Raw genomic sequence first — 25,507 nt, 5'->3', positions numbered from 1 at the left:
CGCGCTACTGCGGATGGATCATGGTGGCGTCGTCGAGATCGACCTCGCTGTCGGCGTCGGCCGCGCCCTTGTTGGTGTCGACGGTCGCAGTGACCGACATGCCGGCGCGGAGCAGGTTTTGCTTTGCGACCGACTTCGGCACGCGGATGCGGACCGGCACGCGCTGCACGATCTTGGTGAAGTTGCCAGTGGCGTTGTCAGGCGGCAGCAGCGTGAACACCGAGCCCGACCCCGCCGCGATGCTGTCGACGACACCGGAGAACTTGCGCATGCCGTAGGCGTCGACCTTGATCGTCACCGGCTGACCGGGGCGGATGCGCTTGAGCTGGGTCTCCTTGAAATTGGCGTCGATATAGACGTTGTCGAGCGGCACGACGTTGCCGAGCCGCTGGCCCACCGCGACGAAGTCGCCGGCACTGACGAGGCGGTTCGAGAACGTGCCGTCGACCGGCGCGCGCACCGCGGTGAAGCCGAGATCGCGCTCGGCCTTGGCCAGCGTGGTCTTGAGCTCGGCGAGCTGCGCCTGCGCTTCGGCCTGCTGCGCCTTGGCGACGTCGACATTGCTGAGCGCGACGTCGTAGGCGGCCTGCGCAGCCTTGACCGCGGCGGCGCCCTGGTCGCGTCCGGCTTCGGAGCTCTCGAAGGTGGCGCGCGAGGCAAACCCCTTGTTGCTCAGCGCCTGCTGGCGCTCGTAATCGAGGTCGGCGCGCTTGAGGCCGGCTTCGGCGGAGACGAGCTGCGCCTTGGCCTGCGCGACCTGGCTGTCGAGTGCCGCGACCTGGCGGCCGATGCGATCGATGGTGGCCTGCTGGGTCGCGATCCTGGTCGCGGCGGCGTCGACCGCGATCTTGTAGTCGCCGTCGTCGATGCGGAAGACGATGTCACCGGCGCGCACCGTCGTGTTGTCGCCGGCGAGGATCGAGGAGACGTGGCCGGCAACGCGCGCGCCCAGCATGGTGTTATTGGCGCGGACATAGGCGTCGTCGGTCGCGACGTAGAAGCGGCCGACCAGCGTGTAATAGCCGGCATAGCTCGCGGCCGCGAGCGCCAGCACCAGCCCTACTCCCATCATCACGAACTTGCGCTTGCCGGACTTCGGCGCGCCGGCGGCGTCGGGCGCGTCCGGGGCTGCGGCCGGCTTGTCGGTCACGGGCGTCTCCGGCGCCTCGCTGGGGCGGCGCTTGGTTTCCTCGGCCACATGAGAGCGCAACTGCTCGGCGAGAGCTACAGACGTCTCGGTGGCAGCGTCACCACCCGCGGGCGTCGGCGTCTCCGCGGCGTCCGGGCGAAGGACGCGCGCAGCCTGGTCTCTCGATACGGCCATGAAGGCCTCCCCAAAAAAAGCGCGATGAGGGACGGCCGCCGTGCGGCCGGGTCCCTCTCGCCGATCCCAAATATCATTGACCGAACGGTTCGGTCAATATAGATAATATTCCCTGGCAGACCCTACTGGCCCGAATCCTTTATTTCGGTTTCATGACCCTCGACCGAAGCAAAAACTTTGCGAGACCCTGAACCAATGGTTGTAGCCGGCCGCGAACATCTGCACGTCATCCAGGAGGAGGACAGCTCCAAACGCCGCCAGATCCTGGACGGGGCCCGCAAGGTGTTCATGGATCTCGGGTTTGACGGTGCCAGCATGGGCGAGATCGCCCGCGCGGCGCAGGTCTCCAAAGGCACGCTTTACGTCTACTTCGCCGACAAATGCGCGCTGTTCGAAGCCATCCTCGAGCAGGAGGCGCTCCAGCATGGGCAGGTCGCGTTCAATTTCGATCCGGCACGCGATGTTGAAACCACGCTGAAGGATTTCGGCCGGGCCTACAACCGTTTGCTGTGCCGGCCCGGCGGCGGATCGGCGATCCGTACCGTGATGGCGATCGCCGAGCGCATGCCCGATCTCGGCCGCCGCTATTATGCGCGCGTGCTGGACAAATCCATCAACCGCCTCTCCGACTATCTCAACACCCATGTCGCCTCCGGCGATCTCGCGATCGACGATTGCGATCTGGCGGCGTCGCAGTTCATGGAACTGTGCAAGGCCTCGCTCTTCCTGCCCTTCGTCTTCCAGGCCGCGCCCGCACCGTCGGAAGAACGCATGAGCGAGGTCGTCGACAGCGCGACGCGGATGTTCCTAGCGGCTTATCGGGCGAAGTAGCGGCAAGCCGGGCCTGCGTTGCAGGCCGTTCCGGGAGCATTATATTTGGGCTCATGACCCGTGATCTCCGCCCGCCCGTCGATATCCTCCATTACGAGATTGTCCAGGAACAGGCCTCCGCGCTTGGACGAATGGGCCGCACGCTCGAACAGGCGCTCGCGCGCTTGCGCGAGTTTGACGCCGCTCACGCAAGCTCGGAAGTGCCGGCCGCGATGCAGCCGGCCAGGCGCAAGCTGGTGATGGAAGCCGGCCACGCGCTCTGGATGTTCGTGGTGCAGCGAGAGGCATCAGGCTTGCGCGACAGCCGCCACATCATGCGGACCTACAATGTCCCGGCCGAGGTGCAGCTGTGCATGGGGCTAGTCCCGGCACGGTCGAAGTCGACCTGAATTGATTTTCTACGACGCCGGTCGAGCCCAAGCTCATCACATCGGCGCGGCGCCGATCTGTTGCAACAATCCCAACAAGTCGGGCTGCCCACGTTCGCCGATGATCTGTCCGTTGGACCAGCGATAGAAGTTCATCGCCTGCACCGCGATTTTCTTTCCAGTAGGCGGAACACCGAAGAAGCTCCCGCCATGGGTGCCTCTCATGGTGAAGCGTGCCGCAACATTGTCTCCTTCGGCGATCGTTTCCTCTAGAGTCCACTGGATGTCGGGAAAACCGCCGCGCATCATTCCGATGATCTCGATGTATCCTGCAGGTCCGACTACCGGCTCGGGACGACCGGGAACGTGAAATATTGCTTTCGGAGAGATTAGTCGTCAGCGAGCTTCTCGCTCGCGGTGTTGATGAACTCGACGAACCGCTCCATAAGACGCTTGTTTTCTTCCATTTCCGTTCTCCTAATATCAGCCAGTCGGCAGCCTCCTGCATCGACTCGTAGGGATGGTCTGCTTCGGGTCACAAGCCGCTCATCATGCTCAAGGCGGGAGACTTCCGTTGCGCGGTGAGCTGACCTTTATGACTACACGCCTAGTCGGTCACCTGCTTGCGGAGCGCAGCGAGATCGTTGACGACCATCTTGGTCGGGCCAGTCCAGATGATGCCGTCGTCCTGGAGGCGGCTGAGGATCAGGCTGATCGACTGGCGCGTCGCACCGATCATGCGCGCGAGATTGACCTGCGTGATGCGGCCGAGCGAGATCGGGCCGCTCTCGTCCTGGGCCGCGTTCTCGCACAGCTTCACCAGCAGCAGCACCAACCGTTCCGCCGCCTTCTGTCCCGCCAGCGTCTGCGCCAGCATCGAATAGGTCTCGCCCTTGAAGCCGAGACACTCGATCAGCGCGACTGCGAACGACGGCGACTGCGCGATCAACCGGCGGACCGCGTCCTGGTCGAGATGCAGTGCCTCGACGCGCCCAAGCGCGCGGGCCGACCAGCTGTGGCGGTGATCGCCGAGGATATAGGGCGCCCCGACGAAGTCGCCTGCCTCCCAGGTCGACAGCATCAATTCGCGCCCCTGCGTGCCGGCATGGGTGCTTTCGACGATTCCGTTCAGGATGATGTGGACGCCGTTTGCGGGCTCGCCCTCCCGCAGCAGATATTCGCGGTTCTGGTAGGTCGCGAGCCGGCCGGTTCGCATCACCAGTTCCAGATCGGGCTTGTCCAACGCCTTCAGCACATAACGTCCGGTCCCGGGCCGTGACAGTTCGGCGCGCGGCTCAGCGGGATCGGCCACCTCATGCGCATCGCTGCGCTCCACGATCGGTCTCCCTTCGAGTGACGGCTCGAAGGCTAGGAGGTCTCCGCTCAGATTGCAACGCGGCGCAGATGGTCGGGCCCGACTGAAGCCTCCACGAAAGCGCAGGCCAGATCGGTGAGCAGACGCTCCCGGCCAGCCGGCGCCAGGAACGTGACGCCATAGGGCACGCCGGCTGCGGTGACGGCGTTCGGAACGGCGATGGCGGCCAGGCCCAGCGGGTTTGCGTAGTTGGTGTAATAGCCGTTGTTGAAGTTGGCCGTCAGCGGATCGCGCGCGACGTCGTCGATGCTCAGCACGGTGCCGACCGTCGGCACGACCAGCGCGTCGTGAACTTGCCAGAAATCGCGCAGCGACCGCTGGACCTCCTTGACCTTGTAGAGCGCGCGATAAGCGTCGGCCGCCGTGAACTTCCGGCTGCCGATGACGAGGTCGCGCACGATCTTCACGCCCGCGTCCGGGTTGGCGTCGAGGAATGCGCCGACCGAGACGTCCCGTTCGGCGAGGAAGGGTCCGAAGAACATCAGATCGTTGACCGAAATGAACGGCGAGAAATCGACCGACGCCACCGACAGATCGAGTTGCCGCAGCTTGCGCAGCCCATCGCCGAACAGCGCCTCCGTCTCCGCATTGCCGAAGAACCTGAGCTGATCCGGACGCGGCGTTGCGATGTTGAGCGGCCGCGCTGGAGGAGCCTGCTCCGTCCATCCGGCGAAAGCTTCCGGTGAAAAGCAGTCCCCGGCATCGCACCGCGCCAACACGCGATAGATCTCGTGGCCATCGCGGGGGTCGCGCGTATAGAGCGAGATGGTATCAAAACTACGGCACGCGTAGACCATGCCGCGCTGACTGAAGGCGCCGGGCGCCGGCTTGAAGCCGGTCACGCCACAATAGGACGCCGGCACCCTGCCCGATCCGCCGGTATCGGTGCCGAACGCAAAGGATGAGGTGCCCGTCGCGACCGATACCGCGGCGCCCGAGCTCGAGCCGCCCGGGATGTAGTCGGGGTTATGCGGGTTGCGGGCGATGCCATAGGGCGAGCGCACGCCAACGAGGCCGGTCGCGAACTGATCCATATTGGTCTTGCCGAGATAGAACGCGCCGGCGGCGATGGCGTCGGCGACGACCGGGCTGGTGTCTTTCGCGATGTAGGCGAATTCCGGGCAGGCCGAGGTGGTCTGCTCGCCGGCGACGTCGATACAATCCTTGACTGAGAACACGAGGCCGTAGAGCGGCAGCTCGCCGATCTCGCCAATGCGCGCATCGAGCGCGCGGGCCTTCGCCATGACGCCGTCTGGATTTGCCGTCGAGATCCAGACGCCGCTCTGGTCGGCGTCGTCAAGGCGCGACAACACATGGGCGGCGACATCGGACGGCTTGAGCTCACCGCTGCGATAGGCGGCACGGAGATGGCCAGGTGCGAGATTCATATCGGTCACGTGCTTGCGGGAATTGGCAATGTGCCGGCGAGGCAGACACGCCGGCGCCGATCCTAGCGGCCGATCACCTTCTCCAGATAGGCGGGCTGGATGAAGGCTTCGAAGTCGGCGCGCGGCAGCAGCTTCGGCAGGCGCTCCTGCTTCACCAAGAAATCGGCGGTCGAGATCAGCGTGTCGACGAACTTGCCCTTTTTCGCGGATGTGCCGAGATACTCCTCCGTGAGCTGCTTGTTGCAGGGGATCATCCCGGTGCCCTTCATCATTCGCTGCGCGTCCTCGATGGGCAGCGAAAGCTCTTCCGCGATGATTTCGGCGGTCTTCTCCGGGTTCTTCAGCCAGAAGTCGATGCCTTCGCATTCGGCCTTGATGAACTTGTCGACGTAGGACGGATACTTCTCCGCGAACGCGTTCATGACGACGCCGATGTCCCAGGTCGGGTAGCCGCGCTTGGCCATCTCGCCCGAGGTGACGAGGATCTTGCCGCCGTTCTTCACAGCCTTGCCGAGATTCGGCTCCCAGAACCAGGCCGCGTCGATGTCGCCGCGAAGCCAGGCCGCCGCGATGTCCGACGGCGCCAGGTCCAGGATCTTCATCGAGGCGGGATCGACACCCTCGTCCTTGAGCGCCTGGAGCAGGAGGTAGTGCGTCGTTGAGCCGAACGGCGCCGCCACGGTCTTGCCCTTGAGGTCCTTGAGCGAGGTGATGTTCTTGTCGGCGCGAACCACCATCGACTCGACGTAGTCGAGCATGTTGATCACCAGGATGCCTTTGATCGGCAGGGCGCGCGTCGCGCCGATCGCGGTCGGCGGGTTGCCGAGGCCGCCGAAATCGACGTCGTTGCCAGCGATCGCGCGCAGCATGTCGCCACCGCCGCCGATCTTGACGTATTTGATGTCGACGCCCGGCATCTCCTTGGCGAGCAGGCCAAGATGCTTGGTGACCAGCTGCGCGTTGACGAGGTTCAGATAGCCGACGGTCACCTTCGCCGGCTTGTCCTCGGCGCGGACTGCACCCGTGAGCGCCAACGTGGTAACCGCGAGCGTCGCAATCAGTCTCTTCATGGAGGTCTCCCTTACGATCAGAATTGGATTCAGGCCCACGGCATCAACAGTTTCGCGATGCCGCGCATCATGAGGTCGAGCACGACGCCGGTGAGACCGAGCACGATCAGCCCCATGATCACGACGTCGGACAGCAGGAATTTTGCGGCGTCCCAGATCATCCAGCCGATGCCGGCGGATGCCGCGACGATTTCGGCGGCGACGAGAACGGTGTAGGTGAATCCGAGCGAGATGCGCATGCCGGCCAGAATCAGCGGTCCCGCCGCCGGCAAATAGACGTGAAACAGCAGGTGTCGCCGGGTCGCGCCGAGCGACTGGGCGGCGCGCACATAGACCGGGTCCACGCTGGTGACGGCCTGGATCGTCGAGATGACGATGCCCGGAAGACCGGCAAGAAACAGCAGCGACAGCTTCGAGCTCTCACCGATGCCGAGCCACATCACCAGCAGCGTATAAAGTCCGAGCGGCGGCAATGGCCGGTAGAACTCGATCAACGGATTGAGCAGCGCGCGTGCGTTGCGCGACACGCCCATGAGGACACCGAGCGGAATGCCGATCAAGCAGGCCAGCGTGAAGGCGGTGAGGATGCGATAGAGGCTTGCGCCGAGATGCTGAAGCAGGGTCGCGCCCTGATATCCCTTCGTCATCGTCTTGACGAACGCGGCCCAAACCGCCTGCGGCTTCGGCAGGAACAGCTCGTTGGCCCAGCCTCTCTCCGTGACAATGGCCCAGCCGGCCAGCAGCACGGCGACGGTCAACGTCGAGAGCAGCACCGATCGCGAGACCTTCGGAAGCCGCAGCCGCAAGCTGCCGCGTCGCGTGCGATCCGGCGAGATTGGAATCGTCATGTGGGTCGCCTCGACGCTCATGTCCGCACTCCCAGGATCTGCATGATGGTCAGCGCGTAGATCCGCGTCGCCATCACCGACTTGGTGATCGAGATGTTCTCGTTGTCGACGGCCCAGCCGTCTTCTCCGGGACCGAACGTCACCGCATTGATGCCGGCTTCGCGGAAGCGGATCGTGTCATTGAAGGCGTTCTTGCGGTTGACCCCGGGCTCGCGGCCCATCAGACGCCGGTAAACCGCGCGCAGGGAGCGGCAGGGCTCCTCCTCGACCGGCACCGGTTCGGTCGCGTTGACGAACAGCGAGCCGGGCACCTGGCGCACCTCCACCTTGACGTCGTTCACGCCGGCAAAAGTGTCCCGTCCGAGACGCTCGATGTCCGCAATCACGCTCGACAGCGTCATGCCGGGCACGATGCCGACCACGGCGAGTGTGATGGTGCAGGCATCCGGCGAGAACTGCATCTCGCCAGGCAGGCCGGACCGAATGCGCACCACGGCGCAGCAGGGCGGCGTATGTCCCATGAACTTGCTGGGGATATGCGTGAACGCCATGTCCTTCAGTTTCGGCAACAGCTTTGCCGCTTCCATGATGGCGTTGACGCTGATGTCCGGTCGCCAGATGTGCGACTTGATCCCGTGAACGGTAAGCTCGATCAGGCAGTGGCCGGAATTGGCCACCGACAGGTTCATGCCCCAGTCCTTGTTGACGTCGCCCCAGGCGGTCGGCTCGGCGGTGATCTCGTAGTCGGCGGTCAGGCCGACCTTGTTCAGCATGTAGATGGAGCCTTCGGTGCCGTTCCGCTCTTCATCGACGGTGTAGCAGCACATCAGGGTGCCATCGAACTTCACACCCGCTTCGGTCAAGGCCTGCACTGCGAGCAACGATGCAGCGAGGTTGCCGCGCGTGTCGGACGTGCCGCGCGCATAGAGCAGATCGCCGTGGCGCGTCGCCTTGAACGGATCGAAATCCGTCATGTGCCATTTCTCGGGCTCGACGGCCGGATAGGTGTCGAGATGGTCGTTGAGAATGAGCGAAGGCGCGCCGTCCCGTCCCTTGAGCACGCCCAGCACGTTCGGCCGGTGCGGCTGCGCGCTGTGCTTGGTGACCTCCATACCGAGCGCTTCGAGCTTGCCCGCGACCAGCATCGAGATCGCCTCTTCCTCGGCAGGCGGCAAATCGGGATCCAGCGGATTGCCGGAACGGGGCTGGCCGGTGCGGATCAGCTCGGACGCGAGCTCAAGCCAGCGCTCCTCCGTGATGCGCGACAGCACGCGCTGTTCGAGATCCGAATAAGGAGGGGTGACAGGCATCTGCATGACGGGATCCGCTGGCTCACGGCGCCGGCAGCGCCGCTTCGTGGCAGCTTCCTCATTGCAGCGACCGTGCCAACTGCCGAAAAAGCCCGCGGCAGCACAATTGTCTTTCTGACTTCAATGGCTTAGGCGAGATTTGCGCGTGCGCAAATTTTTGCGCCCGAGATGCGCTCTGCCGAAGACGCGACGCCGGCTGAACAGGCTGGGGTCAGCGCGAAGCCGGCCGGCGTGGGATCGTAGCCCGCATCCAGCGAAGCGGAATGCGGGAACACCTTCCCTATTGCGCTGCCCGTAATCCAGGCTACGGGCCACGCGCAATCCTCAGTCGTCGGCGTACTCGTCCTCTTCGTGCTTTCGCGCCATGCTCTTGCGCGTCCCCAGCGAGCCGGTCACGGAGGGATCGCGCGCATTCGCATAGGGATTGCGCCCGCCCGCTCGCGCGGCAACCTCTTCGCCGGAGACGGCGGCGGGCTGGCAGATCAGGCGGCGGCTGGCGCGGCGCATCAGATCGACGTGGATGTGATCGTAATGATAGACGTTCGAGCCCGGCGCCAGCACCGTGGTGAAATGCACGCAGGCGCCCGACTGCACGTCGCGCAGGAATCCCTGCTCTTCCGGCATGCCGCGCCAGCCATCCTTCACGGTGACGCGGCGGCCGTCGGCGAGCACGAAGGCGGCGATGTCGAGCGCATTGCCGAAGGCGTGCTCGGAAATATGGGCATGCGAATTGCCGTTCATGCCGCGGCAGGAATAGGCGGAGATCTGCTTGATCTCCGCGACGCGGGTGCCGAACCAGCGCATCGCCGAGGGCTGCACGGTGTCGGCAAGCCAGCGGTCGAGCTCGGACACGATCGGACAGGCCAGCGTCGCAACCGGCTTGATCGCAACAGGGCCGACGGCGGTGACGGGATTGCCCTGTGCCGGACCAAGACGCGGCGGCGGTTGCTGCGCGGGCGCCTGCGAGTAAGGCGCCGGCCGCGCCGGATAGCTCGGCGCATTCATGTAGCGCGACGCGCCCGCGGCATCGGTGCCCTCGGGCGGCAGGTCGATCTCGTCCTCCTGCTGCGCCACGCCCGGCGCGTTCAGAGGCATTGGACCAGGGGAAGCGCCATAGCCGGACGGCTGACGCACCGCGCTCTCGGGATAGTTCGAGCGTTGCGGATAGTTCTGGCTCTGCGGGTAATTCGATCGCGGCTGCGTCACCGGCCAGCGCGGCTGGTTGCCGATGCTCCCGGGCGGTCGCAAATCCTCATCGGCAAAGCCGTAGCTGCTCGAGCCTTCGCCGAGGGCGGCGACCTTGAGCGGAAACTCGGCTCCGCACATGCCCGGCCCGGAGATCGGGTCGATTCGGACGAGATCCGGCCCTTCTTTCACCGCGCCTGATTTCAGGCATGCGGCTTCGGCCTCGGCCCGCCACGGTTCACGTTCGGCCTGGAAGACGCCGCGTCCGCAACCCGCTAACGAAACAAGGACGATGGAGCCGACGAGATACAAACGAACTCCGCGCGTCATGCACGCACGTTCGGTGAATTTACTTAAAGACTCTTCAACGTGTTGATTTCAGTGTTCTTTAACCATGTCAGCTCGCGCGAGCAGCGGCCCCTGCCCCGACGAGCGACAGCAAGGCTGACTTTTTCGAAAAGAGACTCTCTGTTAACCATGATCCTCTCGCGCAAGGCGGCGCGACAGCGGGAGCGACCTCATGACGTTCGCCGGGAGATTGAGCGTTATCACCGCGTACCTCGCCATGGCCTTTGTCGGTGCCATCGTGCTCGGCATGATCTAGCGGCTTCAGCCGGAGGTATCGAACGCGTCCCTTACGACGGCGCGCTCCACTGCCGCGACGTCGTGATCAGCTTCTCCGGCCGCTCTTCGGCTCGCGTCCAGTCGTTGCCGGAACACCAGAAATGGCCCAGTGCGCAGGCTTCGACGTGGAGCTTGCCGGAGCCCTTCAGCGTCATCGTCGCATAATAGGTGCTGCCGCTGGAGCGGCTGTAGATGTTGCCGGTCCAGACGTCGTGCGTTTTCGGTTTCATGTTGACGAGCACGCTTTCGCCCCTGGTCGATGCTTCCGTCAGCGCGAAGCCGCACAGTGCCGGTCCGCAGCGTTCGATGCGAACCGTGCCCTTGGCGCCTGCGCTCTCCCATTCGCCGAGCGGCAAATAGGCGAGTTCGTCGTCGCTGCGCTCAGGGCTCGTCACCGCCTGCTCGAGCACCGGCCTCGGCGCAACGACGGGTGCCTCCATGCGCGGCGGATCGAGCGCGACGGTCTTCGGCGGATCCATCCGCGGTAGCTCGACCCGTGGCGGATTGGAGCTTGGCGCCGGCGGCAGGACAACTGGCTGCGACGTCGTCGAGGCAAGGACAGGCGCCGCCGGCGCCGGTGGAGGCGCGACCGCAATGGCTGGCGCCGGCCTGACCGCAGCCACGGGATAGAGCGGCTGCGGCGGCGGTAGCACCGGCGTCGGCGCCGGTGTCGTATCGACGTCCGGCCGAAAGCTGCGATGGGAGGAAACCGCGACACAGGAAGCCGATCGGCAATTCCTGGGCGACTCGACCTGGAATCGATGACCGCCGATCGAGAACGCGTAGGATCCGGCCTCGGCTGCGGGCGCAATCGCCATCAGCGCGATCAAGGTGCCAAGCGAAGTCACAAGCCGCATCATCGGCGCCTCCCTCTGTGTGGCGACGACGTTACACAGATGGAATCGCGGCTGAATGTGCGCTGCCTCACCCAGCAGAGGAGAGCCGTTGTGACGTCTATCACAGAACGCCCGACCAGCCCGGCGTAGGGTCGAACCACGCTTTCATCCACCCGCGACTTCAGTCCCATCGGGACCCACACATTCTTCGGAGGTTGTCATGAACAAGCTCACCATCGCCGCCACCGCTCTCTTCCTCGCGTCCACCGCCGCCGCGCATGCCGGCAATGCGATCTCGTTCCAGATCGAAGGCCAGAACATCCGCATCGAGACGCCGCGCAACTGCGCCTCGCTCAACTGCGTGACCATCGTGGCGCCGGGCTTGTCGGACAAGCCGATCAAGCTGAACAACATCAACCTCAAGGGCCTTGGCTCCAGCTCCAAGGACGACGACGTCGACACCACGCCGGCTCCGGCCACGACCGCGCAGCCGGCGCCGGCTCCGGTGCAGCAGCCCGTGCAGCAGGCCCCGGTGCAGGCGACCGCGCCGGCAGCGCCCGCTATCGCGGCACCGAGCACGACGGTTGCCGCTGCTCCGTCCACCGGCTACGACGCCACGACGCAGACCGCGCCCGCCGCTGCGCCCGCGCCCGTCGCGGTTGCTCCGGCCCCCGCTCCGGCTCCGGTCGCCGCCGCGCCTGTTGCGGTTGCCAACACGCCGATCGGCGTCTGGGCCACCGAAGAGAACAAGGGCAATGTCCGCGTCGAACAGTGCGGCGTCAATCTCTGCGGCTACGCCGCGAAGACCAATGAGCGCATCCTGATCAACATGAAGCCCGACGGCGCGAAGTGGAGCGGGCGCATCCACGATCCCGACTCCGGCCGCAATTACGACTCGACGATCGCGATGAAGGGCCCGAATGCGATGCGTGTGCAGGGTTGCGCCTTCGGCGGCATGTTCTGCGGCGGCCAGACCTGGAAGCGCGTGAGCTGACCACCATCGTCCTAGTCTATCGTCATCCCGGGCGATGCGAAGCATCGACCCGGGATCATGCGCGACAGTCTCAGTTTATCCCCTCACCCTGAGGAGCCTGCGAAGCAGGCGTCTCGAAGGGGCGAGGCCCGGGATCGCGAGCGGGCCTGCATGGTTCGAGACGCGCGCAAGGGCGCGCTCCTCACCATGAGGGGAAAGAGTTGGGTTTGAACCTTCACCGCCCACGTGCGATAGACATTCATCCGCCGTTCACCTGCATCAGGATGATATCGGTCGATCTCGCCTCGCGTTTCTCACCGGGACCTCTTCGTGACTTTTATCGTGGCCTGGCGCCGCTTCATGTTCGCGCTTGCGCTGCTGGCGTTGCCGCCGGCCGGGGCGAGCGTTGCGTTCGCATCCGATGCGATCGAGCTTGCGCAGGCGCAGCCAGAAGCGCAACCGTCGCCCGCCCCCTCGCCGACGCCATCGGCTTCACCCGCTCCCCCGACCGACGCGCAGCCCGCCGCCGTCGAGCCGATCGGCAACGTCGCGACGGTGACGGGCATCGCGACCGTGATCCGCGACAAAAATTCCTATCCGCTGCGCGTGCGCGACGACATCTTTCTCAACGACGTCGTGCAGACTTCGTCGAACTCATCGCTCGGCATCACCTTCAACGACGCGACCACGTTCAACCTCTCGGCCAGCGCAAAAGTCACCATCGACACTTACGTCTATGAGGACGGCGGCAAGCAGAACGCAGGCATCTTTGACATCGGCAAGGGCACGGGCGCCTTCGTCGCGGCGGCGGTGGCAAAGACCGGCAACATGAAGATCACGACGCCGACGGCGACGCTGGGCATCCGCGGCACCACGGGCGTCGTCGACGTGCCGGAAGGCGCGGCCGCGAACAAGACCAACAACGTCAAGATCAAGCTCTATCCCGACGCCGACGGCCGGGTCGGACACATCGACGTCGACGACCGCACGAGCGGGACGCGGCTCGGCGCGCTGACGCAAGGCGCGAGCGGTTTTGCGATCCGGCCGGGCGCGGCCGCGGCCGGGGTCATGCGCTTTGCCGCGGTGCCGATCACGATCGCACCACAGCAGATTGCGCGCGACCGCGGCTTCGTCAGCCAGGTGCATCTGGCGCAGACCACGGGCCGGCAGATCGTCACCGAGCAGCGCGACTTCCGCCGCGCCAATCCGACCGCGAGCCCGCGCATTCCGCGGCCGTTCCAGCCGCCGCAACAGCAACAATTGCGGCCAAACACGGCGCCAGGACAACAGCCGCAACAGCCCCAGCGGCCGAACGGTCAGCCCGGTCAGAACAACCGTCCGGGGCAGCAACAGCCAGGCACGCCAGGCCGTCAAGGCAGCCAGCCGCCGCAGCGGCAGGGCCAAGCGCCGGGCCAAGGCGGCGCCGTGCAGCCCGGTACGCCGCGCGTGGGTCAAGGTCAGCAGCAACAAGGCCAGAAGCAAGGCGCGGGACGTCCGGCAGGCCTACCGCGCGCCGGTCAAGGCACGCAGCCTGACGGCAGGCCACAAAACCAGCCGCAGCGCGGTGGACAGATTCCGACGCAGCCCGGCGGAGTCGCGCCGCAGCAGCCGGCCGGAACGCAGCAGCAGCCCCACGTGCAGCCGCAACTTCCGCGCACCGGCATGCAGCCGGGGCAGCCGCCCGCCGCTCAACCTCCGGGCATGCAGCGCCCGGGCGGATTCCAGCAGCGCCTCCCCGCCGCGCAACGTCCCGTAGCGCCGCGAAGGCCAGCGCCAGTTCCGAAGGAGAAGGAGCGGCGATGACTTTCTTCCTTCTCCCCTTGTGGGAGAAGGTGGCGCGAAGCGCCAGATGAGGGGTTCTCACCGCGAATCCATTGCGACAGCTTCGCGCGTGGAGAGACACCCCTCGCCCCCTTGTGGGAGAGGGTGCACCGTCAACGCGGGGCGAGGTGAAGAAAACTCACGCCTCACCGCGCAGCCAGGCCTTCACCTTCTGCAACAGACCGTGCCGCAACTCGCCGACCGAAGCCGCTTCGGCTGGCGTCAGCGCCTGCAAGGCTGCATCGACATCCTCGGTCGCGAGCGGCGATCTGACGTCGGCATCCCCCGGCGCAAGCCCAGCGGCCGCGAGCGCGATCGGGCCAACCTGGGTCAGGAACACGCGCTCGTCCTCGCGCGACAGGCGCCCGAGCGCGTCTTCCAGCGTCAGCCAGTCGATGGCCTTGATGTCGTTCATCAGCTTGCGGACCGGACCGTCCCCGGCCTCCATGCGCCAAAAATGCACGACCTTTGAACGTCCGCCCGACTGGTAGACGAGTGTGCCCAAAAATTCGTGGATGGTGACGTCGTGGCCGGTCTCTTCCAGCACTTCGCGGTGCGCGGCTTGCTTCGGCGTTTCGCCGTCGTCGAGCTTGCCCTTGGGCAAGACCCATTCGTTGCGCTTGCGCTGGCGCACGACGGCAATCAGCGGCGGCGCACCTCGCCGCAGCACAATACCACCCGCCGCCATGACCGGCGCCCGTGCCATCACCCAATCCGTCGTCGCAGAAACGTCCCCACGAACGATATAGGCGGCCGACGCGGCGGATTGAAGGCTAGTTTTTTCTCAGCAACGCTTGACCTGCGCGGATGCGCGTGCCTTCGGCGATGCCGTCGCAGAAGGTGAAATCGCCGGGCGCGAGGATGATGATGGTCGAGCCATGCTCGAACCAGCCGAGCTCCTCGCCCTTGCTCACGTTGACGTCGCAGGGAAAATTGACCGGCCCCCTGGTCTGCGCATTCAGCACCATGTCGAGGAAGTGCAGACGGATGCTCGCGACCAGGATCGCGGCGACCGGTACCAGCGTCACGGCTTCGCCCGTCGGCAAATGCGTGCGGATCACCGCGCGCTCGTTCTTGCAAAACAGACGCTCGACCCGCTTCAGCGCGATCGGGTTGACGTTCCAGACATCGCCATGGATCAGCGTGACGCGTTCGATATGCGCGTCAAAGGGCGCGTGGAAGCGGTGATACATGCTCGAGGTCAGCCGCAGCGTGACGAAGGAGCCGTTGCGGTGCTGGTCGACCAGCACGGAGTCTCCGAGCAAATCGAGCAGCGAGTACGGCGCGCCCTTGACCTGGAACAGCTCGGTGTCGGCGATCCGGCCATGGGCGCCGACGATGCCGTCGGACGGACTGGCGACAATGGAGGGGTCCGGATCAAAGGGCCGCAAGCCGGGCTTGAGCTCCCGGGTGAAGCAGTCGTGCAGACTCCTGAAATGGGTCTTGCGCGCCTCCGACAGATCGAGGTCGGAGAACAGCTTCCACAGCGCGATGGAGCCGTCCCGCACCAGCGGATTCTCGATCTTGGAGAACCAGCCCATGAAGCGGGTCAGCGCGGCGCGGGGGATGCGGTTGGTCAACAGGAAGTTGAGGTCTTCCTGCTGGGTGAAAGAGGCGATGAGGGCTTTGACTGTCATGAATCTGTCAGCTCGCAGTATTAGCGCTTGTTGTCATGGAAACGACACTCCCGATTCTTTCTTTATCCGTGGCCGCCGCAGCGTCCGCTGCCGCCGCCTTCCCGAAAATCAAGGCGCGGCTCGAATTGTCCCGCGCCAAGCACCGCTCGCTCGCGGGACATTCCAAGATGTCGCGCCGGGTGGCGAGGCTGCTCCCGTTCTACGAATTCGAAGGCGATGCGTATTTTGCCTGCGACGGCGCGCCGGCGAACGTCGCAACGCAGCGCAATGACGGCTTCTTCCGTCTCGCGCGTCTCTACGCCGAGCGCTACCCCAAGGGCCGCGCGATGACGAGGGAGGCGGCGGAGAAGATCTCCGACCTGCACTTCACCGAGAGCTACCGCGTGCCGTTCCAGTTCTCGCGCCTCGTTCGCGAGCATCTGGGCACCTCGACCTTCGTGGAGTCGTCGTGCGGCGTCACCGTCACGGATGTCGACGGCAACACCTCTTACGACCTCACGGGGTCCTACGGCGTCAACATCTTCGGCAACGACTTCTACAAGGAATGCATCGAGGGATCCGAGAAGCGCGCGCACGCGCTCGGACCGGTGCTCGGCCCCTACCATCCCGTCATCCTCGAGAACGTGGCGCGGCTCTGCCAGATCTCGGGCCTCGACGAAGTGTCCTTTCATATGTCCGGCACCGAAGCCGTGATGCAGGCGGTGCGGCTCGCGCGCTATCACACCAGGCGCACCCATCTGGTCCGCTTCGCCGGCGCCTATCACGGCTGGTGGGGCGACGTGCAGCCCGGCGTCGGCAATCCGATTCCCGCGCACGAGACCTACACCCTGGCCGAGATGTCGGAGAAGACGCTGCATGTGCTGCGGACGCGCAAGGACATTGCCTGCGTGCTGGTCAACCCGCTGCAGGGGCTGCATCCGAACGGCAACGCGCCCGGCGATTCCGCACTGGTCGACTCGTCCCGTGGCGGCAATTTCGACCGCGGCGCCTACACCGAATGGCTCAAGAAGCTGCGCGAGGTCTGCGACCAACGCGGCATCGTGCTGATCTTCGACGAGGTCTTCGTCGGCTTCCGCCTCGCCGCAGGCGGCGCCCAGGAGTATTTTGGCATCAAGGCCGACATGGTGACCTACGGCAAGAGCCTCGCCGGCGGCCTGCCGGTCGGCGTGGTCTGCGGCCGACGCGAGCTGATGCGCCGCTTCCGCGACGATCGCCCCGCCGACGTTTGCTTCGCCCGCGGCACCTTCAACTCGCACCCCTACGTCATGACGGCGATGGACGAATTTCTGAGCCGGCTCGCCAGCCCGAACTTCCGCGCCGTCTATGACGGGTTGGACGAGACCTGGAACGAGCGCGCGCAAAAGCTCAACCGGATGATGGAGGGCGCGGACCTGCCGGTGCGGTTCGCCAACTTCTCCTCGATCTGGACGGTGAAATACACCACGCCATCCCGCTACAACTGGATGCTGCAATACTACCTTCGCGCCGAAGGCCTGTCCTTGAGCTGGGTCGGCACTGGCCGGCTGATCTTCAGCCTCAACTACACAGATGCCGATTTCACCGAGGTCGCCGAGCGTTTCGTCCGCGCGGCCGAGAAAATGAAAGCCGACGGCTTCTGGTGGCACGATGGCGTCCTCACCAACAAGACCATCAAGCGGCAGATCCTGAAAGAGATGCTCGCCAAGCGCTTCCGGCGCTGAGGCCAAATCCGCCAATGCCGTCATTGCCGAGCCCGTCCCGGCCATCCACGCGCTTCCGCGCGAAAGCCGCAAGACGTGGATGCCCGGGACGAGCCCGGGCATGACGCAACCACCAGACATCGGAAGCCTTGGTGAGATCGCGGCGCTCAGGCGTGCTGCTCTTCGAGCGGGGGCTCGCCGATCAGGCCCAGCGTGTGCTCGGGGTTGAGGTGCAGGCCGGGGTCCATCAGCTCGCCGCGCATCAGCGCCAGCGGCGCGTTGCGGTAGAGCATCAGATCGTGGAAGGGGTCGGTCAGGATCTTCGTCATCCAGACGAGGCCGGTCTCGACGTCGCGAATGAAGAACAGGTGCACCGTGCGGAACATCAGACCGCCGCCGCCGACGACGAGCCAGACCTTGGCGACCTGCCGCATGAAATCGGTCGCGCCCGCCCAGGGCGTGAACAGTCCGAACAGCGTGGGGTCGACCAGCAGCACCACCGGCGACAGCGCCCAGATCGACATCAGCACCACCTTGCGCCGAAGATTGTAGCCGACCTTGATCTCTTCCTTGTGCTCGTGCGTCGCCTGGTTGATCTGGTCGTAGCCGTGCGGCTCGAAGAAGAAGTGACCCGCCTGGCGCGAGGTCATCGAGACCAGCCAGCCGACCAGCGCCGAGATCATGGGATCGATGAACAGCCAGACATAGGCGAACAGGAAGCTCAGCGCGCTCACGAAATGCAGGCTCTGATTGATGCGGCTGTGGTGATAGTAGCGATGGTCGTCCCAGCGCTGGATCCGCAGCTGCTCGAGATAGTTCTTGATCATGCTCTCCCCCAAATGCTTTCGGGTTCAGGATTTACAGAGATTCGATGTAGGCCGTGTGACATCATCATTTTGTCATGTGACGATGTGCAGCGACGCGGTGACGCACGCGTGAGCTTGGGTTACGCCGCTTTTGCGACGTCGATCTTGCGGAAGCGCACCAGCGAGAAATGACCGAGCGGCGGAATCAGGCGGCGCTCGGCGAGCTCGATGCCGTCGGCGCCGGCGAGCCATTTGGCGTAACGCGACCAGGCGAACTCGGCGGTGCGGAAGCCGAGCGGACGCACCACCGGCTGCAACTTCTGCTCGATGAAGCGGCGCATGCCGGTATCGGCGCTGACGCGGGTGAGGATGATCAACTCGCCGCCCGGACGCAGCACGCGGGCGAATTCGTCCAGCGCGACTTCCGGATTCGGCACGGCGGTGACGACGTATTGCGCCATCACGACGTCGAAGGAATTGTCGGGGAATTCGAGCTTCTCGGCATCCATCACCGCGAGGCCCTCGACGTGCTCTAGGCCGCCCTCGGCGACGCGCTGGCGCGCCTTGTCGAGCATCGCCTCCGAGATGTCGGTGCCGAAGATGCGCAGATGCGGCGCGTAGAGCGGCAGCGAGATGCCGGTGCCGACGCCGACCTCGAGCACCCGGCCGCCGATCTTGTTGGTGGCCGCGATCGCGGCCTGCCGGCCTTTGGCGAACACGCCTCCGAACACGAGGTCGTAGACCGGCGCCCAGCGGTCATAGGCCTGCTCGACCGTGCCACGGGTGAGGTCGAGCTGCTGTGTGCCGTCAAGGTTCATGATCTTAGCCATCGATGAGGTTCTCGCTGTGGTCGAAACGTTGGGGTCAACCGCGCACCGGCCGCCGCGCCATGATCGGCGAGGCGCGCAAGGCACGACTGGGCTGAAGTGAAGTGAGGTTGCCGACGAATTGGCGCGCGCTGTTTTCCCAGGAGCGCTCCAGCGCGAAATTGCGGCAAGTCTGGCGCAACATGGTGAGTGCGCGCAGACACGCGGCCCGCAGATTGTGGTCGATCGCGCCGATCGGATGATCGGCGATGACGTCCTTGGGACCAGTCACCGGGAACGCCGCCACGGGCGTGCCGCAGGCGAGCGCCTCCAACTGCACGACACCAAAGGTGTCGGTCAGGCTCGGAAATACGAACACGTCGGCGGCGGCGAGATGCGCGGTCAGATCGGCGCCCTTCTTCTCGCCGAGGAAGACCACATCGGGATATTTCTTTTCGAGCGCGGCCTTCTGCGGGCCGTCACCGACGACGACCCTGGTGCCGGGCAGGTCGAGCGAGAGGAACGCTTCCAGGTTCTTCTCCACCGCCACGCGGCCCATTGTCATGAAGATCGGCCCGGGCAGATCGAGCTTGGCCGGACTGTCGGGATGGAACAGCTCGGTGTTGACGCCGCGGGTCCAGAAGCCGAGCCGCTTGAAGCCGCGCTCGGAGAGCTCCTGCCGCAGCGAGGGCGTCGCGACCATCGTCATCGCGGCGGCATCGTGGAAGTGGCGCAGCACGGCATAACCAACGCTCGCGGGAATGCCGGTTCGCACCGAGACATATTCCGGAAACCGCGTCGTGTAGGAGGTGGTGAAGGCGAGCCGGTTGCGGCGGCAATACGCCCGCGCCGCCCAACCGATCGGCCCTTCGGTTGCAATGTGCAGGGCTTCCGGCGCCGCCTTCTCGATCCGCCGCGCAATCTCCTTGCCGCTCGGCAGCGCAACGCGCAGCCCCGGATAGGTCGGCAACGGCCATGACCGAAAGCCGTCCGGCGTCAGGAAGTCGATCTCGACATCCAATGCCTTGGCCGCGCCAGCCAGCGAGGTCAGCGTCCGCACCACACCGTTGACCTGCGGATGCCAGGCGTCAGTCGCGATTAATACCCGCATGGGGAAATCCCGAGATTTTTATGATTCTCGGCTTAGGACCATCAACCACGGATATTTCAGGCGTGTGACGTCATGGAAGTGTCGGCCCGCTGTTTTGTTCGTTAACGGGTCCGCTCAGCCACGAAACCGTCATGAAACAATCCTTTCCGCCATGAAACCGTTTTCGGTTTTCCGCGCAAACGTCCCGAAACTTCTTGTCGTTAGTGATCTAGGCAACAGAGCACCGAAACGGTGCCGGGCGACCAAGAAACACGGCGCAAACAGGGGCGACCAATGATCAATCTGGAGACGTTGAAGACTTATTCGCGCGCCGTTGCGTTTGGTGCAGTGGCTGTGACCGCGATCGCGTTCGCCGGCCCGGCAAAGGCCGCGCCCGTGCAGCTCTTCCCGTTCTTCCAGCCGCTGCCGCCGATCGCGGCGCCGCAGCCGTATCAGCCCTATCAAGCCACGCCCTATCAGGCCGCGCCGTCCGAAGATCAGGACGCCGTCGAAACGCCGGCCCGCTTCCGCCGCCAGACCGTCTCCTACGCGACGCGTGAGGCGCCGGGCACCATCATCATCGATACACCCAACACCTACCTCTATCTCGTGCTCGGTAACGGCCAGGCGATGCGCTACGGCATCGGCGTCGGCCGCGACGGCTTCACCTGGTCCGGTACCCAGTCGGTGACCAAGAAGGCCGAGTGGCCGGATTGGACCCCGCCGCCGGAAATGATCGCCCGCCAGCCCTATCTGCCGCGCCATATGGCCGGCGGCCCCGGCAATCCGCTCGGCGCCCGCGCCATGTATCTCGGCGGCACCATCTACCGCATCCACGGCACCAACGCGCCCGACACCATTGGCAAGCACGTCTCCTCCGGCTGCATCCGCCTGACCAATGACGACGTCGCGGACCTCTACTCCCGCGTCAACGTCGGCACCAAGGTGATCGTGCTGCCGATGACGGAACGCCGCGCGGATCTCGGCGCCGCGACGCGGTAAGCGACAGGACATTGTGACGCAAACGGCCCCGGAACCCACCGGGGCCGTCTTCGTTTGCCCTCGGCATCCCGATGCGCGCGCGTGCTGCGGCGCGATCCCCGATGGAGGCGCGAATGCAATCACGTCCGCAATCGCCGCAAGGCACTTGGCTCCGCGCGATCGCCGGCGCACTGACGCTGCTGCTGTCCGCGCCCTCGCTCGCACAGCAGCCGGCCAGCGACGACGCAGCCCAGCAGGCCTTCAACAATTCCTGCCGCACCTGCCACTCGGTGAAGGAGGGCGACAATCGTCTGGGCCCCAACCTCAATAAGATCGTTGGACGCAAGGCCGGCTCGCTGCCGAACTACAACTATTCCTCGTCGATGAAGGAAGCCGGCTTCGTCTGGGACCAGGACAAACTAACCCGCTTCATGGTCAAGCCGGACGAAGTCGTATCCGGCAACAAGATGCAGCCCTATGGCGGCGTCTCGGCGGAGGAAGCGGGCAAGATCGTTGCCTATTTGCAGGCGGCTTCGCAGTAGAGCCACCGGCCCCACCGCTCTGCAATCAACCTCAGCCATGCCGCCGAGTGAAAGGCGCTCATCAAGAGATACATCGGCACCATCCCTCCGAGCATCGCCCCATGTCCGGAGCCGCACAGCATGTCGGCCGGGCCATCGAGCATGGCCGTCAGCACGGCCATGATGGCGAAGGTCGGGGTCGCCGCCAGCCCCAGCCATCTGGCGAGGTGGCGCGCGGCCACCACGCCGTTGCGGCTCGCGCCGACAGTTGCGCTGACGGGACTAGTCACGTCCTTCCGCGGCCTCCTCGCGAAAAGCCTTCTCGCCGGCGGTCGAGATCTCGACCCATTTCTTGTCGGGTGCCGCACCTTCGGTGTAGCTGTCGTGCCAGTTCCACCATTTGTAGGTCGGCGTTTGCGGATAGCCCTTCGGCGAATCTTCCCAGACCTCCTGCCGTCCCAGCGGCGTGATGTCGAGGTAATTCCAGGTGCCGCCCATCTGCTCGTCGCCGCGGCTCTTGACGAAGTAGGTGCGGAAGATGCGGTCGCCATCGCGGAAGAACACGTTGGTCCCGTGCCATTCGTCGACGCCGAAATCGGCATCGAAACTGTCGGTGACGGTGACCCATGGTATGGTCCAGCCCATCCGCTGCTTCAGCCTGATGATATCGGCCTGCGGTGCGCGCGAGGCGAACACCAGCGTGGTGTCGCGGGCATTCAGATGCGCGACATGGGCGACCTGGTCGGCCACCATGGAGCAGCCGCGGCAGGCATGATCCGGCCAGCCGAACACGCCCGGCTCGAAGAAGGCGCGGTAGACGATCAGTTGCCGTCGGCCCTGAAACAGGTCGTGCAGACTGACCTTGCCGCCGGGCCCCTCGAAAGCATAGGTTTTCGTCACTTCCATCCACGGCATGCGCCGGCGCTCGGCGGCCAGGGCGTCGCGGGCACGGGTATGCGCCTTTTCCTTTACGAGCAGTTGCTGACGGGCGGCCTCCCAGTCCTGCGGCGACACCACCGGCGGTGTTTGCATGGCGGCCTGTCCGTTGTTTCCTGCGTTGTCAGCAGATGTCATCATGGCTCTCCAATTTTTCCCGGGCGGCCGTTCCGTATCTCGCGATGCGAGATCCGGAACCGCTCGTCCCTCGCCGCACATTGTCGGCCGTCAACGATCTCTCGCACCGGACGGTTGCGTGGTGGGAGTAACAAGTGTGGCGGGATTTGAATGGAGTCGCTGATCACGGCGGCGGCCCGCGCGCTCCAAGCCGGCGATCCGCTGGGCGCGCTGAACCGCGTCGCACTGCGCAACGATGCACCTTCGCTGGCGCTGCGCGGTATCGCGATGGCGCAGCTCGGCGATCTCGCAAAGGCAAAGACATTGCTGCGCAGCGCCGCACGCGCCTTCGGCCCGAGAGAGGCGGTGGCGCGGGCCAGGTGCGTGGTGGCGGAGGCCGAGATCGCACTCGTCTCGCGCGACCTGAATTGGCCGGCCAACACGCTCGCGGCCGCGCGAGCGACGCTCGCAAGCCACGGTGACCTCGCCAACGCCGCCCATGCGGGTCACATCGAGGCGCGCCGACTTCTCCTTCTCGGGCGCCTCGATGACGCCGAACGCACGCTGGCCGATATCAACTCCACGCCGCTGTCCCCGGCTTCGCAGGTCGCCCGTGAGCTCGTGATCGCCGGGATCGCCATCAGGCGGCTCCGAACCAAAGACGCGCGCGCGGCGCTCGGGCGCGCGGCGAGCGCAGCACGGCAGGCCGGCATTCCAGCGCTTGCAGCCGAGGTCGAAAGCGCGAGCCACGTGCTCGACACGCCCGCAGCGCGCCTGATCACGCGCGGGCACGAACGGCCGTTGCGGCTCGAGGAGGTCGAGGACCTCGCGACATCGGAGGCGCTCGTGGTGGACACGTTCCATCACGCGGTTCGCAGACGAGGCATCCTCGTGCCGCTCGGAAGGCGGCCGGTGCTGTTCGCGCTCGCCCGCATCCTGGCGCAGGCCTGGCCCGCGGACGTCTCGCGGGAAGCGTTGATCACGGGAGCGTTTCAGGCAAGGCACGTCGATGAATCGCATCGCGCCCGCCTGCGTGTCGAAATCGGGCGCCTCCGCACCAAGCTCGAGCCTCTCGCCGATGTCCGCGCGACCAGACAAGGATTTGCGCTGACGCCGCGCAATACAGCGAGCAAGACGCGCGACGTTCTCGTCCTCGCACGGCCCGTCGAGGAGAAGCACGCCAATGTGCTCGCCTTCCTTTCCGACGGCGAGCCCTGGTCGAGCTCGGCGCTCGCGCTGGCGCTGGGAACGAGCGCGCGCACCGTGCAGCGGGCCCTCGAAGAGCTAGCGCGATCGAACAAGGTGCAGTCCTTCGGACACGGACGGGCGCGGCGCTGGATGACGCCGCCCGTCCCGGGTTTCCCGACAGGCTTGTTACTCCCCGGACCGCTCCTGAAGACGTAAGGTGGGATTCACGCCACAGGGACCGCGCAGATGAAACGTTCAGCCGCCGAGATCGTCAGGGAATACGGGCCCTTTGCGGGCGTCGAAGCCGTGCACGGCGTCACCTATGACGGCACCCATGTCTGGTTCGCGTCCGGCGACAGATTGAACGCGGTCGATCCGGCCGATGGCAAGATCACCCGCTCCATCGATGTCGCCGCGCATGCGGGAACGGCGTTCGACGGCCGTCACCTGTTCCAGATCGCCGAGGACCGCATCCAGAAGATTGACGCTGCGACCGGCAAGGTGCTCGCCACCATCCCCGCACCCGGCGGCGGCGGCGACTCTGGATTGGCTTGGGCCGAGGGCTCGCTCTGGGTCGGACAGTATCGGGAACGCAAGATCCATCAGGTCGATCCCCAGACGGGAAAAATTCTCCGCACCATCGAAAGCAAGCGCTTCGTCACCGGCGTGACCTGGGTCGACGGCGAGCTCTGGCACGGCACCTGGGAAGGCGAGGACAGCGACATCAGGCGGATCGACGCCGAGACGGGCAAGGTGCTGGAGCAGCTCGACCTGCCTTCAGGTACCATGGTCTCAGGGCTCGAGTCCGACGGCGGCGATCACTTGTTCTGCGGCGGGGGAAATCGCGGTAATGTGAGAGCCGTCCGCCGTCCCCGGCGCGGCTAATCTCAGGATGGGCCCCACAGCTTTATTCAAGATGGCTTGCCGACACTTGGCTGTTGCGCTCGCTGCGATCATGCGGACGTGAGTGCCTAGCCACATTCCTAAGGGGCGTACGAAAGACGCTCGCCCCAATGCGGGTTGAACCGATGAATGGATTGACAGTCGGCCTCCGCACTACTTATCTCATACTGCTCATTCCTTTTCACGGTATCCCTTTCTATGTTCAACGCTCACGTTCTGCTCGCGTTCACCCTTGCATCGCTGGTGCTGAACATTACTCCAGGTCCGGACATGATGTTGACGCTGACGCGCGGCATGACGCAAGGCTTTAGAGCTGCCTTCATGAGCGTCTTGGGGACATTCTTTGCCGGATTCATCCAAATACCGCTTGTTGTTCTAGGTCTCGCCGAAATCTTCCAGCATTCACCGGAACTGTTCTCCGCCGTGAGATTGCTCGGTGCGGCTTACCTAGCATACCTTGGTGTTCGCGCTTTTTGGCGGAGTATTCGCCTCGATAAGAATACAGCACGCGCGGCGCCGGCAGGCGCACACCGAGCTGCTTTCATACAGGGCTTCACTACGAACCTGCTCAACCCGAAGGTCTTCCTGTTTATGACGGCGTTCCTGCCCCAATTCACTGATCACACTGTTGGTCCGGTCTGGGAACAACTGTTGATTCTTGCAGTAGTCTCGAAGACCCTTGGCTGCGTCGTCTATGTCGGCATCGCCGCTGGCGCTTCCAGCATTGGCGGCTGGCTTTCCCGCAACGCCTGGTTTGCCAAGCTACAAGAAGGCATCCTTGGCGCTGTCATGCTGGCCATTGCAGGGTTGCTTTTCGTTGATCGTAGCGCCCCGGCGCCCACGCGCTAGGCTAGCGCCCTCCTCGCCTGCCCTGTAGACTTCCGCTCCGG

26 protein-coding genes are annotated in these 25,507 nt (G+C 65.1%); 10 read left to right on the top strand and 16 right to left on the bottom strand.

The window, feature by feature from the left end:
• Nucleotides 1-4: 4 nt before the first annotated feature.
• Nucleotides 5-1,324: an HlyD family secretion protein gene (locus tag IVB48_RS19140; protein ID WP_247401822.1), complete on the bottom strand. Its 1,320-nt coding sequence runs from the start codon at nucleotides 1,322-1,324 to the stop codon at nucleotides 5-7.
• A gap of 195 nt (nucleotides 1,325-1,519) precedes the next feature.
• Here IVB48_RS19140 and IVB48_RS19135 point away from each other — a divergent pair, with 195 nt between their 5' ends.
• Nucleotides 1,520-2,155 (top strand): TetR/AcrR family transcriptional regulator, encoded by a 636-nt coding sequence (locus tag IVB48_RS19135; protein ID WP_247401820.1) that lies wholly within the window; start codon nucleotides 1,520-1,522, stop codon nucleotides 2,153-2,155.
• Nucleotides 2,156-2,208: 53 nt separating this feature from the next.
• Entirely contained in the window at nucleotides 2,209-2,544 is a 336-nt protein-coding gene (locus IVB48_RS19130; protein ID WP_247401818.1) for a DUF6665 family protein, read from the top strand.
• Nucleotides 2,545-2,580: 36 nt separating this feature from the next.
• On the opposite strand, the gene IVB48_RS19125 is transcribed toward IVB48_RS19130, so the two are convergent.
• The 8 genes from IVB48_RS19125 to IVB48_RS19090 form a co-directional block, all read right to left on the bottom strand.
• Nucleotides 2,581-2,898, bottom strand: coding sequence for an ester cyclase (locus IVB48_RS19125; RefSeq protein WP_247403016.1), 318 nt, complete (start codon nucleotides 2,896-2,898; stop codon nucleotides 2,581-2,583).
• Between the two features lie 232 nt (nucleotides 2,899-3,130).
• Nucleotides 3,131-3,859 (bottom strand): Crp/Fnr family transcriptional regulator, encoded by a 729-nt coding sequence (locus IVB48_RS19120; protein WP_247401815.1) that lies wholly within the window; start codon nucleotides 3,857-3,859, stop codon nucleotides 3,131-3,133.
• 47 nt (nucleotides 3,860-3,906) lie between these two features.
• The gene (locus IVB48_RS19115; protein WP_247401812.1) at nucleotides 3,907-5,286 is read right to left on the bottom strand and encodes an amidase family protein; all 1,380 of its coding nucleotides are present in this window, start codon (nucleotides 5,284-5,286) and stop codon (nucleotides 3,907-3,909) included.
• A gap of 62 nt (nucleotides 5,287-5,348) precedes the next feature.
• Nucleotides 5,349-6,356, bottom strand: a complete 1,008-nt coding sequence (locus IVB48_RS19110; RefSeq protein ID WP_247401810.1) for an aliphatic sulfonate ABC transporter substrate-binding protein — start codon at nucleotides 6,354-6,356, stop codon at nucleotides 5,349-5,351.
• Between the two features lie 29 nt (nucleotides 6,357-6,385).
• Nucleotides 6,386-7,225 carry an ABC transporter permease subunit gene (locus IVB48_RS19105; RefSeq protein WP_027570676.1) on the bottom strand — a complete coding sequence of 280 codons (840 nt, stop codon included), beginning with the start codon at nucleotides 7,223-7,225 and terminating at the stop codon, nucleotides 6,386-6,388.
• On the bottom strand, nucleotides 7,222-8,520 hold the full coding sequence (locus IVB48_RS19100) for a M20 family metallopeptidase (RefSeq protein WP_247358616.1): 1,299 nt from the start codon (nucleotides 8,518-8,520) through the stop codon (nucleotides 7,222-7,224). The genes IVB48_RS19105 and IVB48_RS19100 overlap by 4 nt, the downstream gene beginning before the upstream one ends.
• A gap of 318 nt (nucleotides 8,521-8,838) precedes the next feature.
• Nucleotides 8,839-10,029 carry an extensin family protein gene (locus tag IVB48_RS19095; RefSeq protein ID WP_247401808.1) on the bottom strand — a complete coding sequence of 397 codons (1,191 nt, stop codon included), beginning with the start codon at nucleotides 10,027-10,029 and terminating at the stop codon, nucleotides 8,839-8,841.
• A gap of 305 nt (nucleotides 10,030-10,334) precedes the next feature.
• Nucleotides 10,335-11,183, bottom strand: coding sequence for a DUF2147 domain-containing protein (locus tag IVB48_RS19090; protein ID WP_247401807.1), 849 nt, complete (start codon nucleotides 11,181-11,183; stop codon nucleotides 10,335-10,337).
• A gap of 196 nt (nucleotides 11,184-11,379) precedes the next feature.
• Here IVB48_RS19090 and IVB48_RS19085 point away from each other — a divergent pair, with 196 nt between their 5' ends.
• Nucleotides 11,380-12,153: a DUF2147 domain-containing protein gene (locus tag IVB48_RS19085; protein ID WP_247401805.1), complete on the top strand. Its 774-nt coding sequence runs from the start codon at nucleotides 11,380-11,382 to the stop codon at nucleotides 12,151-12,153.
• Between the two features lie 318 nt (nucleotides 12,154-12,471).
• Complete coding sequence (locus IVB48_RS19080; RefSeq protein ID WP_247403012.1) at nucleotides 12,472-13,935, top strand: FecR domain-containing protein; 1,464 nt, start codon at nucleotides 12,472-12,474, stop codon at nucleotides 13,933-13,935.
• A 157-nt stretch (nucleotides 13,936-14,092) separates the two neighbouring features.
• On the opposite strand, the gene IVB48_RS19075 is transcribed toward IVB48_RS19080, so the two are convergent.
• Together IVB48_RS19075 and asd are read right to left on the bottom strand one after the other, a co-directional pair.
• Nucleotides 14,093-14,659 carry an NUDIX hydrolase gene (locus IVB48_RS19075; protein ID WP_247401802.1) on the bottom strand — a complete coding sequence of 189 codons (567 nt, stop codon included), beginning with the start codon at nucleotides 14,657-14,659 and terminating at the stop codon, nucleotides 14,093-14,095.
• 67 nt (nucleotides 14,660-14,726) lie between these two features.
• On the bottom strand, nucleotides 14,727-15,590 hold the full coding sequence (gene asd, locus IVB48_RS19070) for an archaetidylserine decarboxylase (protein ID WP_247401800.1): 864 nt from the start codon (nucleotides 15,588-15,590) through the stop codon (nucleotides 14,727-14,729).
• A 35-nt stretch (nucleotides 15,591-15,625) separates the two neighbouring features.
• Here asd and IVB48_RS19065 point away from each other — a divergent pair, with 35 nt between their 5' ends.
• A complete protein-coding gene (locus IVB48_RS19065; RefSeq protein WP_247401797.1) occupies nucleotides 15,626-17,290 on the top strand; it encodes an aminotransferase class III-fold pyridoxal phosphate-dependent enzyme in 1,665 nt (554 codons plus the stop codon).
• A 146-nt stretch (nucleotides 17,291-17,436) separates the two neighbouring features.
• On the opposite strand, the gene IVB48_RS19060 is transcribed toward IVB48_RS19065, so the two are convergent.
• The 3 genes from IVB48_RS19060 to IVB48_RS19050 all read right to left on the bottom strand — a co-directional run bounded on the left by IVB48_RS19060 (nucleotide 17,437) and on the right by IVB48_RS19050 (nucleotide 19,992).
• The gene (locus IVB48_RS19060) at nucleotides 17,437-18,096 is read right to left on the bottom strand and encodes a hypothetical protein (protein ID WP_247401794.1); all 660 of its coding nucleotides are present in this window, start codon (nucleotides 18,094-18,096) and stop codon (nucleotides 17,437-17,439) included.
• Nucleotides 18,097-18,215: 119 nt separating this feature from the next.
• A complete protein-coding gene (locus IVB48_RS19055; protein ID WP_247287963.1) occupies nucleotides 18,216-18,905 on the bottom strand; it encodes a methyltransferase domain-containing protein in 690 nt (229 codons plus the stop codon).
• 34 nt (nucleotides 18,906-18,939) lie between these two features.
• A complete protein-coding gene (locus IVB48_RS19050; protein ID WP_247401793.1) occupies nucleotides 18,940-19,992 on the bottom strand; it encodes a glycosyltransferase family 1 protein in 1,053 nt (350 codons plus the stop codon).
• Nucleotides 19,993-20,265: 273 nt separating this feature from the next.
• Between IVB48_RS19050 and IVB48_RS19045 the strand changes: the two genes are divergently transcribed.
• Nucleotides 20,266-20,973: a L,D-transpeptidase gene (locus IVB48_RS19045; protein ID WP_027570664.1), complete on the top strand. Its 708-nt coding sequence runs from the start codon at nucleotides 20,266-20,268 to the stop codon at nucleotides 20,971-20,973.
• Between the two features lie 113 nt (nucleotides 20,974-21,086).
• The gene (locus IVB48_RS19040) at nucleotides 21,087-21,494 is read left to right on the top strand and encodes a c-type cytochrome (RefSeq protein ID WP_247401778.1); all 408 of its coding nucleotides are present in this window, start codon (nucleotides 21,087-21,089) and stop codon (nucleotides 21,492-21,494) included.
• Here the strand turns inward: IVB48_RS19040 and IVB48_RS19035 are convergent.
• Together IVB48_RS19035 and IVB48_RS19030 are read right to left on the bottom strand one after the other, a co-directional pair.
• Entirely contained in the window at nucleotides 21,470-21,763 is a 294-nt protein-coding gene (locus IVB48_RS19035; RefSeq protein ID WP_247401776.1) for a hypothetical protein, read from the bottom strand. The two genes, IVB48_RS19040 and IVB48_RS19035, sit on opposite strands and share 25 nt — an antisense overlap.
• Entirely contained in the window at nucleotides 21,756-22,550 is a 795-nt protein-coding gene (locus tag IVB48_RS19030; protein ID WP_247401774.1) for a DUF899 domain-containing protein, read from the bottom strand. The genes IVB48_RS19035 and IVB48_RS19030 overlap by 8 nt, the downstream gene beginning before the upstream one ends.
• 147 nt (nucleotides 22,551-22,697) lie before the next feature.
• On the opposite strand from IVB48_RS19030, the gene IVB48_RS19025 reads away from it, so the two are divergent.
• From IVB48_RS19025 to IVB48_RS19015, 3 genes are all read left to right on the top strand, one after another.
• Nucleotides 22,698-23,930, top strand: a complete 1,233-nt coding sequence (locus tag IVB48_RS19025; RefSeq protein ID WP_247401773.1) for a helix-turn-helix domain-containing protein — start codon at nucleotides 22,698-22,700, stop codon at nucleotides 23,928-23,930.
• 30 nt (nucleotides 23,931-23,960) lie between these two features.
• Nucleotides 23,961-24,599 (top strand): PQQ-binding-like beta-propeller repeat protein, encoded by a 639-nt coding sequence (locus IVB48_RS19020; RefSeq protein ID WP_247401771.1) that lies wholly within the window; start codon nucleotides 23,961-23,963, stop codon nucleotides 24,597-24,599.
• Between the two features lie 216 nt (nucleotides 24,600-24,815).
• Nucleotides 24,816-25,466 (top strand): LysE family translocator, encoded by a 651-nt coding sequence (locus IVB48_RS19015; protein WP_247287954.1) that lies wholly within the window; start codon nucleotides 24,816-24,818, stop codon nucleotides 25,464-25,466.
• The last annotated feature ends 41 nt before the right edge of the window (nucleotides 25,467-25,507 follow it).

Origin of the sequence: Bradyrhizobium sp. 76 (assembly GCF_023073025.1) — a bacterium.
Taxonomy (GTDB): domain Bacteria; phylum Pseudomonadota; class Alphaproteobacteria; order Rhizobiales; family Xanthobacteraceae; genus Bradyrhizobium.
The sequence above is the reverse complement of the archived record's forward strand: the minus strand, read 5'-3'. Positions and strand labels throughout refer to the sequence as shown.